This window comes from Pseudomonas sp. SM4 (genome assembly GCF_051913165.1).
GTDB lineage: Bacteria > Pseudomonadota > Gammaproteobacteria > Pseudomonadales > Pseudomonadaceae > Aquipseudomonas.
In genome coordinates this window covers 82,062-96,801 of record NZ_JBODOE010000005.1, presented here as the reverse complement: position 1 = coordinate 96,801, position 14,740 = coordinate 82,062, and the positions used below count along the sequence as shown (strand labels likewise).

13 protein-coding genes and 1 riboswitch are annotated in these 14,740 nt (G+C 61.0%); of the genes, 9 read left to right on the top strand and 4 right to left on the bottom strand.

The window, feature by feature from the left end; genetic code table 11:
- Window positions 1-22 precede the first annotated feature (22 nt).
- Window positions 23-850, top strand: coding sequence for a phosphonoacetaldehyde hydrolase (gene phnX / locus ACQ4MY_RS11195; RefSeq protein ID WP_440095108.1), 828 nt, complete (start codon window positions 23-25; stop codon window positions 848-850).
- A gap of 136 nt (window positions 851-986) precedes the next feature.
- Here phnX and ACQ4MY_RS11190 read toward each other — a convergent pair whose 3' ends face one another.
- Window positions 987-1,196, bottom strand: coding sequence for a hypothetical protein (locus tag ACQ4MY_RS11190; protein WP_440095107.1), 210 nt, complete (start codon window positions 1,194-1,196; stop codon window positions 987-989).
- A gap of 8 nt (window positions 1,197-1,204) precedes the next feature.
- Here ACQ4MY_RS11190 and ACQ4MY_RS11185 point away from each other — a divergent pair, with 8 nt between their 5' ends.
- The 4 genes from ACQ4MY_RS11185 to ACQ4MY_RS11170 all read left to right on the top strand — a co-directional run bounded on the left by ACQ4MY_RS11185 (window position 1,205) and on the right by ACQ4MY_RS11170 (window position 5,309).
- Entirely contained in the window at window positions 1,205-2,140 is a 936-nt protein-coding gene (locus ACQ4MY_RS11185) for a Ppx/GppA phosphatase family protein (RefSeq protein ID WP_440095106.1), read from the top strand.
- 42 nt (window positions 2,141-2,182) lie between these two features.
- Window positions 2,183-2,376, top strand: a riboswitch (cobalamin riboswitch).
- 145 nt (window positions 2,377-2,521) lie between these two features.
- Window positions 2,522-3,535: an ABC transporter substrate-binding protein gene (locus ACQ4MY_RS11180; protein ID WP_440095105.1), complete on the top strand. Its 1,014-nt coding sequence runs from the start codon at window positions 2,522-2,524 to the stop codon at window positions 3,533-3,535.
- Window positions 3,536-3,543: 8 nt separating this feature from the next.
- On the top strand, window positions 3,544-4,548 hold the full coding sequence (locus ACQ4MY_RS11175; protein WP_177323340.1) for a FecCD family ABC transporter permease: 1,005 nt from the start codon (window positions 3,544-3,546) through the stop codon (window positions 4,546-4,548).
- Window positions 4,545-5,309: an ABC transporter ATP-binding protein gene (locus tag ACQ4MY_RS11170; RefSeq protein ID WP_440095104.1), complete on the top strand. Its 765-nt coding sequence runs from the start codon at window positions 4,545-4,547 to the stop codon at window positions 5,307-5,309. Before ACQ4MY_RS11175 ends, ACQ4MY_RS11170 begins: the two co-directional genes overlap by 4 nt.
- On the opposite strand, the gene ACQ4MY_RS11165 is transcribed toward ACQ4MY_RS11170, so the two are convergent.
- Both ACQ4MY_RS11165 and metE read right to left on the bottom strand, forming a co-directional pair.
- Window positions 5,248-5,799 (bottom strand): GNAT family N-acetyltransferase, encoded by a 552-nt coding sequence (locus ACQ4MY_RS11165; RefSeq protein WP_008087139.1) that lies wholly within the window; start codon window positions 5,797-5,799, stop codon window positions 5,248-5,250. The genes ACQ4MY_RS11170 and ACQ4MY_RS11165 overlap by 62 nt on opposite strands.
- A gap of 178 nt (window positions 5,800-5,977) precedes the next feature.
- Window positions 5,978-8,266, bottom strand: a complete 2,289-nt coding sequence (metE, locus tag ACQ4MY_RS11160; RefSeq protein WP_440095102.1) for a 5-methyltetrahydropteroyltriglutamate--homocysteine S-methyltransferase — start codon at window positions 8,264-8,266, stop codon at window positions 5,978-5,980.
- Between the two features lie 423 nt (window positions 8,267-8,689).
- On the opposite strand from metE, the gene ACQ4MY_RS11155 reads away from it, so the two are divergent.
- The 4 genes from ACQ4MY_RS11155 (at window position 8,690) to yecR (ending at window position 12,896) form a co-directional block, all read left to right on the top strand.
- Entirely contained in the window at window positions 8,690-10,066 is a 1,377-nt protein-coding gene (locus tag ACQ4MY_RS11155) for a pyridoxal-phosphate dependent enzyme (protein ID WP_008085127.1), read from the top strand.
- Window positions 10,063-11,235: a cystathionine gamma-synthase gene (locus ACQ4MY_RS11150; protein WP_440095101.1), complete on the top strand. Its 1,173-nt coding sequence runs from the start codon at window positions 10,063-10,065 to the stop codon at window positions 11,233-11,235. The genes ACQ4MY_RS11155 and ACQ4MY_RS11150 overlap by 4 nt, the downstream gene beginning before the upstream one ends.
- 553 nt (window positions 11,236-11,788) lie before the next feature.
- Window positions 11,789-12,397, top strand: coding sequence for a phage infection protein (locus tag ACQ4MY_RS11145; RefSeq protein ID WP_440095099.1), 609 nt, complete (start codon window positions 11,789-11,791; stop codon window positions 12,395-12,397).
- A 190-nt stretch (window positions 12,398-12,587) separates the two neighbouring features.
- A complete protein-coding gene (gene yecR / locus ACQ4MY_RS11140) occupies window positions 12,588-12,896 on the top strand; it encodes a YecR family lipoprotein (protein WP_008082757.1) in 309 nt (102 codons plus the stop codon).
- Window positions 12,897-13,012: 116 nt separating this feature from the next.
- Here yecR and ACQ4MY_RS11135 read toward each other — a convergent pair whose 3' ends face one another.
- The gene (locus ACQ4MY_RS11135) at window positions 13,013-14,641 is read right to left on the bottom strand and encodes an ATP-binding response regulator (protein WP_440095097.1); all 1,629 of its coding nucleotides are present in this window, start codon (window positions 14,639-14,641) and stop codon (window positions 13,013-13,015) included.
- Window positions 14,642-14,740: the final 99 nt, after the last annotated feature.

Genomic DNA, 14,740 nt, shown 5'->3' with positions numbered 1-14,740 from the left:
TACCCGAAAACGGAGATTGACCATGCAGTATAAAAACCCGACTCACCTGCAAGCCGCGATCCTTGACTGGGCCGGTACCGTTGTCGACTTCGGCTCGTTTGCGCCGACGCAGATTTTTGTCGAGGCCTTTGCCGAGTTCGGCGTCGCGGTATCGCTGGAAGAAGCGCGCGGCCCAATGGGCATGGGCAAATGGGATCACATCCGCACGTTGTGCAACCTGCCGCAGATCGCCGAGCGCTATCGCGCCGCGTTCGATCGTTTGCCGAGTGACGAAGATGTGACGGCGATCTACGAGCGTTTCATGCCGTTGCAGATCGAGAAAATCGCCCTGCATTCGGCGGTGATTCCCGGTGCGCTCGAAGCGATTGCGGCGTTGCGCGACAAGGGTTTGAAGATTGGTTCGTGCTCGGGGTATCCGGCGGTGGTGATGGCCAAGGTTGTCGAACTGGCGCGGGACAATGGTTACGTCGCTGACCATGTCGTCGCCACCGATGAAGTGCCGAATGGCCGGCCGTATCCGGCGCAGTCGTTGGCCAACGTGATTGCTTTGGGCATCGATGATGTGGCCGCGTGCGTCAAGGTTGATGACACCTGGCCGGGGATTCTTGAAGGGCGTAGTGCGGGGATGTGGACGGTGGCGCTGACGTGTTCCGGCAACGCGCTGGGCCTGACTTACGAACAGTTCAAGGCGCTGCCGTCAGATCGTCTGGCGGAAGAACGTGAGCGCATCGGCAAGATGTTCGCGCCTTCGCGCCCGCATTACCTGATCGACACCATTGCCGAACTGCCTGAGGTCATTGAAGACATCAACGCACGCCTGGCGCGCGGCGAAACCCCACAGTCCTGCTGACGCATTCCCCTTACCCCTGATCGTTCCCACGCTCCCGCGTGGGAATGCAGCCCGTGACGCTCCGCGTCACTGGACGCGGAGCGTCCCTAGAGGCATTCCCACGCAGAGCGTGGGAACGATCAGTGGTTTGCTTCGCTCAAATCGCAGGCAAAAAAAAGCTGCCACGAATGGCAGCAGAAACTTCAAGAACACGCGATGTATTGAGCCAAGCATAGACGCTGAATAATGACAGTGTCATGACAGCCGTAAATTCACTGAACCGCCCCTGCCCCGTCATCAGGCTGTCATCAAGATCACGGCAGAATCCTCGCAAACCGTCCTGCGCCGCGTGACGGTTGTTTTGCAAGGATTCCCATGAAAGAACACGCCCCGCTGTTCGCTGCCATCGACTTGGGTTCGAATGCCTTTCGCCTGATGATCGGCCAGTCGGTGCGCAGTCGCAAAGGCTTCCTGATTCAGGAAGTGAAAACCCTGCGCGAACCGGTGCGTCTTGCCGAAGGTTTTGACGGTGGTGCGCTGGATGCGTTGGCGCTGGATCGGGGCTGGCAAGCGTTGGCGCGGTTCGGCAAAAAACTGCGCGGTTTCGAGGCCGGCCGGGTGCGTGCGGTGGCGACCAGTGCGGTGCGTGAAGCGGACAATGCGCAGCTGTTTCTGGCCAGTGCCGAACGGCATCTGGGCTTCCCCATCGACGTGATTTGCGGCCATGAAGAGGCGCGCCTGGTCTACGCCGGCGTGACTCACGCCTTGCCGAGCGCCGAAGACCTGCGCCTGGTGGTCGACATTGGCGGCGGTTCCACCGAGCTGATCCTCGGCCAGGGTTCACAGCCGTTGCTGACCGAGAGTATCGCCATCGGCAGCGGCACCTTGAGCACGCGCTTCTTTCGCGGCGGCGATGTGTCCGCCGGCGCGCTGCAGGAAGCCGAGCGCTTCGCCATCCTGCAGTTTGAAAAAGTTGCCCGGCGCTATCGTGCTCAGGGCTGGCAGCAGACCATCGGCTCTTCCGGCACCGCGCGCATGCTGGCCAAAGTGCTCAAGGCCAACCGCCTCAACGATTTGGGTCAGGACGGCATCACCTACGGCGGACTGCTGCGCCTGTCGCTGCTGCTGCTGAAAGTCAACAACGTCCAGCAACTGCAACTCGCCGGCCTGCAACCGCACCGCCAAAGCATTCTCCCCGGTGGACTGGTGTTGATGCTGGCGGCGTTCAAAGTGCTTGGCATCGCGCAAATGCTGCCCTCCGAACCGGGCCTGCGTTTGGGCGTGTTGCACGGTTTGATGAGCCAACACTAATCCTCGCTGCGGCAGATTCGTCTCCCCTTCAGCGGCTTGATCGACTACCATGCCGCCGCCGGTTCCCGAAGGGGACTAAGAGGGAATCCGAGGTGCTCGCACAGCACTGACCGGAACTGCCCCCGCAACTGTAGGTGCCGAGCCTGCTCCACGACTGCCACTGGGTGAATCCCGGGAAGGCCGGAGCCAGGCGATGACGCATCAGTCAGGAGACCTGCCGGCACAGTGACTGACTAACCGGCGGGGTGTCCGGGAAGGACATCGTGCCGTGCGCATCTTCAATGGATGACCGGCCTTGCGCTGTTGCCCTGACCGCGTTCGATGGTGTGTTTCCAATCCGTACTCTCCCGCTCCGCGTACGGATTCCCCGGAGACTGCCTCATGCTGCTGCCCCGCGTTGCCACCTTCATCACTGGCCTGAGCCTTTGCACCCTGGCCCACGCGGCACCGACCGCTTACCCGCTGACGGTGGAAAACTGCGGCAGCACCCTCACCTTCCAATACGCCCCGACGCGCACGGTGACCATTGGCCAGGCCGGCACGGAAATGCTTTACGCCTTGGGTCTGGGCGACAAAGTCGTCGGCACTTCGCTGTGGTTCAACAACGTGCTGGCCAAGTACAAGGCGCAGAACGACCAGATCGAGCGCCTGGCCGATAACGAGCCGAGTTTTGAATCGGTGATCGGCAAGCGTCCGGAACTGGTCGCTGTGGAGCTGGAATGGATGGTCGGCCCGCAAGGCGCGGTCGGCACTCGCGAACAGTTTCATGAACTGAAGATTCCGACGTACCTGCTGCCCTCCGATTGCGAAGCCAAGGACAACCTCGTCGGCGCCGACGGTACGCGCCTGGCACCGTTTCGCATCGACACGATCTACAAGAGCGTGAGTCAACTGGCGCAAATCTTCGATGTGCAGGAGCGTGGCCAGCAGCTCAACGACGCACTCAAGGCCAGTCTCGCCCGCTCGATTGCCATCGCCCAGGGCAAACAGCTGAAGGACGCCAGCGCGCTGGTCTGGTTCTCCAGCGCACAGATGGACATCGAGCCATTCGTGGCCGGGCACAAAGGCATTCCCGATTTCATGCTCAGCACCCTCGGCGTGCGCAACGTGGTGCAATCCGATGAAGAGTGGCCAACGGTTGGCTGGGAAACCATCGCCAAGGCCAACCCGACCTTCCTCGTCATTGCCCGCATGGACCGCCGACGCTTCCCCGCTGACGACCATGAAAAGAAACTCGCCTTCCTGCGCAGCGACCCGGTGACGCGCAACATGGACGCGGTGAAACACAACCGCATCATCGTTCTCGACGCCATGGCGATGCAGGCCAGCCTGCGCATGTTCGATGGCCTGGAACAACTGGCCACGGCCATCAACGGCTATGACCTGTCGCAATGAGTGCAAGCCTGATCCGTACGCTGCTGGCCTTGGCGACACTGTTGATTGCAGTGGTTGCCGGCGTGGCCATCGGTGAGACCTCGATTGAACCGGGCGTGGTGTTGCAAGTCCTCGCCAACAAACTGTGGGGCGCCGGCTACGCGCTCGACCCCATCGACGAAGGCATTGTCTGGAACTATCGATTGACTCGCGCATTGGTCGCGGCGGCCTGTGGTGCCGGGTTGGCGACATGCGGGGTGATTTTGCAGTCGCTGTTGCGCAACCCGTTGGCCGATCCGTATCTGCTGGGCATTTCCGCCGGCGCCTCGACCGGCGCGGTGATGGTGGCATTGCTCGGCGTCGGCGCCGGGGTGGTTTCGCTGTCGGCGGGCGCGTTTGCCGGGGCGGTGACGGCGTTCGTGCTGGTGATTGTGCTGGCGCGGGTCAGCGGCTCGGCCAGTGGCACCGGACAAATCATTCTCGCGGGCATCGCCGGCTCGCAGCTGTTCAATGCACTGACCGCGTTTCTGATTACCCGCTCAGCCAGCTCGGAACAGGCGCGCGGCATCATGTTCTGGCTGCTCGGCAATCTCGGCGGCGTGCGTTGGCCGTCGGTGTGGCTGGCAGTGCCGGTGGCCTTCGCCGGTCTGGTCGTGTGCCTGTGGCATCGTCGTGCGCTGGATGCGTTTACCTTTGGCGCAGACTCGGCGGCGTCCCTCGGCATTGCGGTGCGCCGGGTGCAGATTCTGCTGATCGGCTGTGCGGCGCTGGTGACAGCGGTGATGGTCTCGATTGTCGGCTCGATCGGCTTTGTCGGGCTGGTGATTCCGCATGCCGCACGCCTGCTACTCGGCACCGGGCATGCTCGGCTGTTGCCGGCCAGTGCGTTGGGGGGCGCGGTGTTCTTGATCGCCGCCGACGTGTTGTCGCGCACCTTGATCAAGGGGCAGGTGATTCCGGTCGGCGTGATTACCGCGCTGGTCGGTGCGCCAGTGTTCGCGTTGATTCTGGTCGCACGCAGGTCTGCTCGATGAGCAGCGTTCTGAGTTGTTCCGGGTTGACCTTCAAGGTGCGTGGTGCCGAGTTGCTCAACGGTGTCAGCCTTGCGGTCGAGCGCGGCGAGACCCTAGGTATCGTCGGGCCCAACGGTTCGGGCAAATCGACCCTGTTGAAACTGTTGGCCGGGTTGCGTGAGCCGAGCGCTGGCGAGGTACTGCTCGACGGTCAGCGTCAGGGCAAAATGCCCCGCCGCAGCATTGCGCAGAAACTTGCAGTGGTCGAGCAACAGGCTGACACCGACGACGGCATTCGCGTGTTCGACGCTGTAGCGTTGGGGCGCACGCCGTGGCTGTCGGCGCTGCAACCGTGGTCGGCGGCTGACGACGCCATCGTCCAACAGGCGCTGACCGACGTTGACGCGACGCACCTGCGCAATCGTCTCTGGCGCAGCCTGTCGGGTGGTGAGCGACAACGGGTACACATCGCTCGGGCATTGGCGCAGCGACCGCAAATTCTATTGCTGGATGAGCCGGCCAATCATCTCGACATTCAGCATCAACTGACCATTCTCAACGTGGTGCAGGCGTTGCCGGTGACCACGTTGATCGCCCTGCATGATCTGAATCAGGCGTTAAAATGCGATCGTCTGGCAGTACTGGAGCGCGGCCGGTTGGTGGCGTTGGGCGAACCGCTGGAGGTGCTGACACCGCAGCGGTTGCAGGAAACATTCGGGGTCAGAGCGCATTACCTGACGGACCCGTTTGACGGGGCGCAGATTCTGCGTTTTCACGCATGACTGCGTGCATGTGTGTGGTCTGCCACACCGGGTCAGCGTCGACATCGATGATCTCGAAACCCTGCCGCTGCCAGAACGCGATGGCGCCCGGCAGAAACGGATGGGTGTGCAGGTAAATCACGTCTACTGCGTTGGCGAGTGCCAGATCCTTGAGTGATCGATACAGTGCGCCGGCCAGCCCTGAACGGCGCTGCGCAGGCAGGACGAACAGACGCACGACCTCCACCACGTTGCGGTCGGGATAGGCAAGGTGCGGGAAGCGTCGGTCGTAAGGGAGATAGCCGATGGACGCGACGATTTGCCCTTCGTGGCGAGCGATCAGAAAGCGCCCTTCCCCACGCAGATAAACCTCGGCAAAACGCGCCAGATCGTCGGGCATGCCCGTCGCGCTCAGCTTCGGGAAAAGCTCGGCGCGGGCCTTTAGAACAAAATCCAGCACCTGGGCAACGTCTGCTTCAGACACTGCCTGAATAATCGGTTGATGACTCATGTAACGGCAAACACCTGGACTGCGGCTGGCCACAGTAGCAACAGCCTCCCGGTGATGCCAGCCATCCGTCTACCTGTAGGAGCTGCCGCAGGCTGCGATCCTTTGATCCTGTTTTCTAACAGCCAACATCAAAAGATCGCAGCCTGCGGCAGCTCCTACAGGGGGGTGTTTATTCGTGTCAGGCCAGCTCTTTGCGCAGTTGGCGGGCGGCGGTGACCATGTGCACCAGCGCCGCTTCCGTTTCCGGCCAGCCACGGGTTTTCAAACCGCAGTCCGGGTTGACCCACAGGCGTTCTGCCGGAATACGCTTGGCCGCCTTGCGCAGCAGATTAGCCATTTCCGAAGCATCCGGAATGCGTGGCGAGTGGATGTCGTAGACGCCCGGGCCGATGTCGTTCGGGTAGGCAAAGGCTTCGAAGGCGTCCAGCAGCTCCATGTCCGAACGTGAGGTTTCGATGGTGATCACGTCGGCATCCATCGCCGCGATCGACTCGATCACGTCGTTGAACTCGCTGTAGCACATGTGCGTGTGGATCTGCGTTTCGTCGCGCACACCCGAGGCGCACAGGCGGAATACTTCTGTCGCCCAATCCAGATAAGGCTGCCACTGCGCCTGACGCAACGGCAGGCCTTCACGGAACGCCGCTTCGTCAATCTGCACGATCTTGATGCCGGCGGCTTCCAGATCGACCACTTCGTCACGGATTGCCAGCGCCAGTTGCCGAGCCTGCACTTCACGGCTGACGTCTTCACGCGGGAACGACCACATCAGCATGGTCACCGGACCGGTCAGCATGCCTTTCATGACCTTGTCGGTCAGGCCCTGGGCGTAGCGGATCCACTCGACGGTCATGGCTTTCGGACGGCTCAAGTCGCCGAAGATCACTGCCGGTTTCACACAACGCGAACCGTAGCTTTGCACCCAGCCAAAGCGGGTGAACACGTAGCCGTCGAGTTGCTCGGCGAAGTATTCGACCATGTCGTTGCGTTCGGCTTCACCGTGCACCAGCACATCAAGGCCCAGACGCTCCTGGATTTCCACCGCGTGGCGGATTTCGCTGTGCATCGCTTCGGTGTATTCGGAAAGGGTCAGCTTGCCTTGCTTGAACGACTGGCGGGCAAGACGGATCGACGCGGTTTGCGGGAACGAACCGATGGTTGTGGTCGGGAACAGCGGCAGATCGAGACCAGCGCGCTGCTTGGCAATGCGCTTGGCAAACAGCGATTGACGCTGGCTGTCCTTGGCGGTGATTGCCGCCACCCGAGCCTGAACGGCAGGCCTGTGAATACGTGGCGACGCCGCGCGGGCGGCCTGCACCGAACGGCTTTCGGTCAGGGCACGCAGCACTTTCGGCGCTTCCGGTTGGTTGACGGCTTGAGCCAGCACCGCCACTTCTTCGCACTTCTGTACGGCAAAGGCCAGCCAGCTTTTCAGCTCGGCATCGAGCGTGTCTTCACGGCCCAGATCCACCGGGCTGTGCAGCAACGAGCAGGACGGCGCGACCCACAGTCGATCGCCCAGACGCTCGTGCGCATGCTGCAAAGTCGCCAGGGCATTTTCCAGATCGCAGCGCCAGACATTACGGCCGTTGACCACGCCCAGGGACAACACTTTATAAGCCGGCAAGCGATCAAGAATGGTCGGGTATTGCTCCGGTGCGCGCACCAGATCGATGTGCAAACCGTCGACCGGCAGGTTGGCGGCCAGGCCGAGGTTTTCTTCCAGGCCCCCGAAGTAAGTCGCCAGCAGCTTCTTCAGCGGATCACGCTGGATCTGGTTGTAGGCACGCTCGAAAGCGTTCTTCCATTCCTGCGGCAGGTCGAGCACCAGAATCGGCTCATCGATCTGCACCCACTCGACGCCTTGGGCCGCGAGACGCGAGAAGATCTGCCCGTACAGCGGCAGCAGGCGATCAAGCAATTCGAGTTTGTCGAACTCCGCGCCTTTGGCCTTGCCCAGCCACAGGTAAGTCAGCGGACCGATGATCACCGGTTTGACGTTATGGCCCAGTGCGCGCGCTTCTTCGACTTCTTCGAACAACTGCTCCCAGCCCAATTGGAACTGTTGATCCGCACTGAATTCCGGGACCAGATAGTGGTAATTGGTGTCGAACCACTTAGTCATTTCCTGAGCGTGTGCACCGCCGCAGCAACTGTCGCTGACGCCGCGCGCCATGCCAAAAAGGGTGTGCAGGTTGGCTTTGCCGTCGTGCGGACGGAAGCGCTCAGGGATCACACCGAACATCAGCGAGTGCGTCAGCACCTGGTCGTACCAGGCGAAATCGCCAACTGGCAGCAACTCGATGCCGGCGTTTTTCTGCAAGTCCCAATGGGCCTTGCGCAGCTCGCGACCGACGTCACGCAGGCCTGCCTCGTTCAGTTCTCCTTTCCAGAACGCCTCTTGCGCTTTTTTCAGTTCGCGGTCGCGACCGATGCGCGGAAATCCAAGGGAATGGGCCAGTGCCATAACAAACAACTCCAATGTCTTGTTGATGGCGGCCATTGTCGGCAGCAGCGCCTAGTGAGACAAACTCATTTTAATCTTGATCATCGCGAGTTTCCCTCATGATCAACTAATCGCAGCCTGTCACCTGAAAACACTGCAAAGTTGAAATCGCGGACGACGGTTGAACGGTTTTTGCGGCAGGAAATTTCTCGGCAATTCAAGCTGTTCGTCGCCATGAAGACGCCCTTTGAAAACTCAATGACGCCTCCGTATAAACGCCCCCAAAAGCACCCCGGCAGGTCTTTGATTTCGATCTATCGTTAGATCGAATTGGCTGTATTGGCGACGGACTAATGGTTGCGACAGAGGATGTCTGAGCCTATGTTGCACGCGAGTCTTTTCCCCGCGATTGGAACGCGATCAACACCACTAAGAGGTGAAGAAATGTCAAAGGAATCACGCCCTGCCGTACTTGGGCTGATCGGCAATACTCCGCTGGTGCAAGTCACCCGCTTCGATACCGGGCCGTGCACGCTGTTTCTCAAACTTGAATCGCAGAACCCCGGGGGGTCGATCAAGGACCGCATCGGTCTGGCGATGATCGACGCCGCCGAACGCGATGGGCGTCTGCAACCCGGTGGCACCATTGTTGAAGCCACTGCCGGTAACACTGGCCTGGGCCTGGCACTGGTTGGTCGCGCCAAAGGCTATCGTGTGGTGCTGGTGGTGCCGGACAAAATGTCCACCGAAAAAGTCCTGCACTTGAAGGCCATGGGCGCCGAAGTGCACATCACCCGCTCCGACGTCGGTAAGGGCCATCCCGAGTATTACCAGGACGTCGCCGCGCGTCTGGCCAAGGACATTCCCGGCGCATTCTTCGCCGACCAGTTCAACAACCCGGCCAACCCGCTGGCCCACGAATGCAGCACCGCGCCGGAAATCTGGGCGCAGACCGAACATGATCTGGATGCCATCGTCGTCGGTGTCGGTTCGGCCGGCACGCTGACGGGCCTGAGCCGTTTCTTCAAACGCGTGCAGCCGGATCTGGAAATGGTCCTGGCTGACCCGGTCGGTTCGGTCATGGCCCAATACAGCCGTGACGGCACAATGCCGACGCCCGGCTCATGGGCGGTGGAAGGCATCGGCGAAGACTTCATTCCGTCGATCACCGACCTCTCCAGCGTGCGCCACGCCTACTCGATCAGCGATGAAGAAAGCTTCGACCACGCCCGTCAGTTGCTCAAGGCCGAAGGTATCCTCGGAGGTTCGTCGACCGGTACCCTGCTCGCCGCCGCACTGCGTTATTGCCGCGAACAGACCGAGCCGAAACGTGTGGTGAGTTTTGTCTGCGACACCGGTACGCGTTATCTGTCGAAGGTCTACAACGACCAGTGGATGACCGATCAAGGCCTGTTGCAGCGTAAGGGCTACGGCGATTTGCGTGACTTGATCGCCCGCCGTTTCGAAGACGGCCGGGTGATCAGTGTCGGCCCTGACGACACCCTGCTGACCGCGTTCCAGCGCATGCGCCTGGCGGATGTCTCGCAATTGCCGGTGCTGGTGGAAGGCAAGCAACTGGTCGGCGTGATCGATGAATCGGACATCCTCCTGCCAGTGCATGAAGACGCCGCTCGCTTCAGCCAATCGGTCTCCAGCGTGATGACCGACAAACTGCAAACCCTTGCACCCGGCGCCAGCCTGTCCGAGCTCGAATCGGTACTCAGCCGTGGCCTCGTCGCCATCATTGCCGATGCATCGGGCTTCCATGGCCTGATCACCCGCACCGACATGCTCAACCAATTACGGAGATCCCTCGCATGAGTCAGCACGACGACAAATCCCAAGGCTTCGCGACCCGGGTGATCCACGCCGGACAAACGCCGGACCCGACCACCGGCGCACTGATGCCGCCGATCTACGCCAACTCCACCTACCTGCAAGACAGCCCCGGCGTACACAAGGGTTTCGATTACGGGCGCTCGCACAATCCGACGCGCTTTGCCCTGGAGCGCTGCGTCGCCGACCTTGAAGGCGGCACTCGCGCGTTCGCCTTCGCCTCCGGTCTGGCGGCCATTTCCACAGTGCTGGAACTGCTCGATGCCGGCTCGCACATTGTCTCTGGCAACGACTTGTACGGCGGCACCTTCCGCCTGTTCGACAAGGTCCGTCAGCGCAGTGCCGGGCACCGCTTCAGCTTTGTCGATCTGGCCGATCTGTCGGCGTTCGAAGCGTCTTTGCAGGACGACACGCGCATGGTCATGGTCGAGACCCCGACCAACCCGCTGCTGAGCCTTTCGGATCTGGCCGCGATCGCCCGTATCTGCCGCGCTCGCGGGATCATTTGCGTAGCCGACAACACCTTCGCCAGCCCTTATATCCAGCGTCCGCTGGAGTTGGGTTTCGATATCGTGCTGCACTCGACCACCAAATACTTGAACGGTCACTCCGATGTGATCGGCGGCATTGCCGTGGTCGGCCAGAACGAAGAACTGGCCGAGAAGCTGGGCTTTTTGCAGAACGCCGTCGGTGCGATTGCCGGGCCGTTCGATGCGTTTCTGACCCTGCGCGGGGTGAAAACCCTGGCGCTGCGCATGGAACGCCATTGCAGCAACGCACTGGATCTGGCGCGGTGGCTGGAGCAACAGCCGCAAATCAAACGCGTCTACTATCCGGGCCTTGAGTCGCACCCGCAGCATGAGTTGGCCAAGCGCCAGATGCGTGGTTTTGGCGGGATGATTTCCGTCGATCTGAACAGTGATCTGGCGGGCGCGCGGCGCTTCCTTGAGAACGTGAAGATCTTCGCCCTTGCGGAAAGTCTCGGTGGCGTGGAAAGCCTGATCGAGCATCCGGCGATCATGACTCATGCAACCATTCCAGCGGATACCCGCGCGAAGCTGGGGATTGGCGATGGTCTGGTGCGTCTGTCGGTGGGCGTCGAGGACGTCGAAGACCTGCGCGCCGATCTGGCGCAGGCGCTGCAATCGATCTGACCTGGCAAGAACGACAAAGCCCGCACGAAGCGGGCTTTGGTGTTCGAGCAGGCGGCCAGTGCTGGTCTCTGGCTTACAAGGTTTATCGGGCTTCCCACAGTACCGGGCCAATTTGAAAAGGTACGGCCTCGGCTGCTTCACACGGCATAAGGGCTGGATCTCAGCGCGGAGATCTTTCTAACCGTGTACCTTTCGGAGCGCGCCCCACGCCCCCTTGCTATCCGATTGCGCATCAGTCTGCGTCTTCGCCTACCTCTTTGAGACTAGCAAAGGCTCGCCGAACCGCTTCGTCGTTTTTAGATTGATTTCAACTGTGTCTGACCGGTACAGGAAGAGAAGCGCCTAACGCCCGTCGATCCCCCCGCCACGCCGCCTCGCTAGCGCGATCTATACTCAACCAGTTCGATCATGATTATGTCGACACCCGCACGCCAGACGGTGTGCCCGTGCCTTTCGCCCACCAGACTGACCCAAGCCAATGAGTCGCAGCGCCAACGAATAAGCGACGAACGATGCCTCATCGCGTTGTGGCTGACGGGTCATGGAGAAAACTATGAAACACAAGCTGTTGTCAGGCGTGCTTCTGGCGGTCGTGGCGACCGTTGTGGTGCCCAATGTCTGGGCGGCGCAGCCGCAGGCGTTGGCGTCCGATGGGGCCGATCATGTCGGTGCGGGCGCGGTGGCTTCTGACGGCGCCGATCATGTCGGTGCGGGCGCGGTGGCTTCTGACGGCGCCGATCATGTCGGTGCAGGCGCGGTGGCTTCTGACGGCGCCGATCATGTTGGTGCAGGCGCCGTGGCTTCTGACGGCGCCGATCATGTCGGTGCAGGCTCGGTGGCGTCTGACGGCGCCGACCATGTTGGTGCAGGCGCGGTGGCTTCTGACGGCGCCGATCATGTCGGTGCAGGCGTGGTGGCTTCTGATGGGGCTGACCATGTTGGTGCGGGCGCGGTCGCTTCCGACGGGGCTGAGCATGTCGGTGCGGGCGCAGTCGCTTCTGATGGTGCCGATCATGTCGGTGCAGGCGCATTGGCGGCTGATGGCGCTGATCGTACCGGTGTCAACCGAGTTGCCTATTCGCGGGTCGGCGTCGGCTCTGATCGGGTCGCCTCCGCATTGATGACAGGCAGTTATTCCGACCAGTTCAACAGCCCTCAGTAATCATCCCTTGGCCCAACGGGCGGTTCCCACGAGCCGCCTGTTGAGCACCGCACTAGCACATTTGTGCTAATCGACCGCCTCCTCACCTGGCGTTATATTCCCCGCATCCCCGATGCTCCTCGACGTTGCCTGTTCGCAGCGTGCGGATCGTTGTGCCTGGAAATCAGAACAACACCAAGGAAGAAACACTATGAAATCCCTGATCGCAACACTCACGCTTAGCGCCCTGTTCCTCACTGGCTGCGCCACGCCGAAACAATGGGAAGCCACTGGCGGCAGCAAAAACGATGGCGTCGTCCAGGTCTCTTATGAACTGGGCCAATTCGAAAGCGGCCAGACCAGCGCCGAACAAGGCCTGACCGTCGCCGCGCAACGCTGCAAGACCTGGGGCTACAAAAACGCCGAGGTCACCGGCTCCGAGAAAAACATCTGCCGCACCATGGGCCAGTACAACTGCCTGCAGACCACCATCACCCAGGATTACCTGTGCAAACGCTAGACGCTTGACCCTGTAGGAGCTGTCGAGTGCAACGAGGCTGCGATCTTTTGATCTTGCTCTTCTCATCAACATCAAAAGATCGCAGCGTGCCGCAGCGCCTACAGACCCATGGACACCTACAAGGCATTTTCGGTGAGTTCGGGCTGGCGATCGCGCAGGGCTCGCAAGGTCGCGCGCAGTTCGGCCGGGCGTACCGGTTTGGACAGAATGGCGATGTCACGGTCGTGCAGGGCTGCCTGGATTTTTTCGACGTCATGTCCGGTGATGATCATCGCTGGCACGGCCCAACCGCGTTGCCTGCGCACATCGTCGATGCATTCGATTCCGGTAGCGTGGGTGCCGAGGTCATAGTCGGCAACGATGATGTCGCAGTCGGTAACCAGATTCTGCGCACTTAGCTCCGCCTGCACCGAGCAGCCCCAACGCTCCAACAGCGCCGAAGTCGCGAGCAATACGTTGCGATCATCCTCCACCAGACACACCTTCAGCCCGGTCAGCAAACCGACCTGACGCGCCTCATCCCGATTGACCGCTGACTGCGGCGGTGAGGTGATCGGCAACCCGTACAAGGTCACCGCCGTTCCCCGCCCGAGCCGCGAGCGCAGGGCAACACTTACGCCGATCAACTCTCCCAGACGCTTGACGATCGCCAGCCCCAGCCCCACGCCTTCGACGTCTTTGTCACGCACTTGCCGCACCCGATAAAACTCCTCGAACACCTTGGCCAGATGCTCTTCGGCAATTCCGTGGCCTTGGTCATAAATCACGATGGCCAGCCCTGCCCCGCGCCGACGCACGCCGATCAAAACCGGCCGATGCGCACCGTATTTGAAGCAGTTGGAAAACACGTTTTGCACCATGGTCGCCAGCAGTGCCGGATCGGTCTGAACCCAGTACGGGCAAGGTCGCAAGCGCAGCTCAACGCCGGCCCAACGTGCGGCTTCAGCGTTCTGGCGAATCAGCTCCGCCAGCCATTCGCCCAGATTCACACTTTGCAGTTTCGGCAGGACGCGACCGTTATCGAGGGTGTACAGATCGAGAATCGAGCGAAACAGCTGTGAAACATTGAGCAATGAACGGTCGATATTGTCGACCAGACGCCGCTCCTCATCGCCTAATCGTGACTCACGCAGGCACGCGGTGAACAGGCCGATAGAGTGAATAGGCTGGCGCAAATCATGACTGGCCTGGGCAAGAAACCGCGACTTTTCCAGATTCGCCGCCACCGCCTCTTCGGAGGCCTTGCGCGTACGCTCCAACAGCAAGTGCGCATAAAACGGGATCACCGTGCTGGTGATGATCAGCATCAACACCATGAACGGTTGCGCCTGCCACACCGGGGTCAGGCGATAAACACACACCAGCGCCAGCAACGCCAATGCCGTGGCAATCGCCAGATAACGCGAGCCATAGCGCATACCATTGCCGAGGTTGACCCAGATGATCACCGCATACAGCGGCAACGCCGCCTCGCCACCGACCACAAGGCCAAAGCAGGTGCCGGTGTAATCGTGGACCATGGCGAAAATCCGCCGCGCCGGATAATGCCCCGGCCAACGCGCAATCGCCTGACGCAAGCCGATCGAAGCCAGCAAAAACACAAAGATGTAGGTGACCACCGGCAGATACGTATCGAAGCGCTGGCCCGGCAAAAAACCGAGGATGAGCATGTAAACCACGGCAATACTGGCGATGATAATGCGCAGATTGGCCTGGTCGAGTTCGGTGTTTTTCTCGAACTTCATGGGAAACGTCCTTGTGCGGCAATCGTCAGTTTCCGAATCAGCCTACAGGCAACCTTCGCGCCCGGTGCTAAGGTGCATGCCTTGAGTAATGCCTGACCC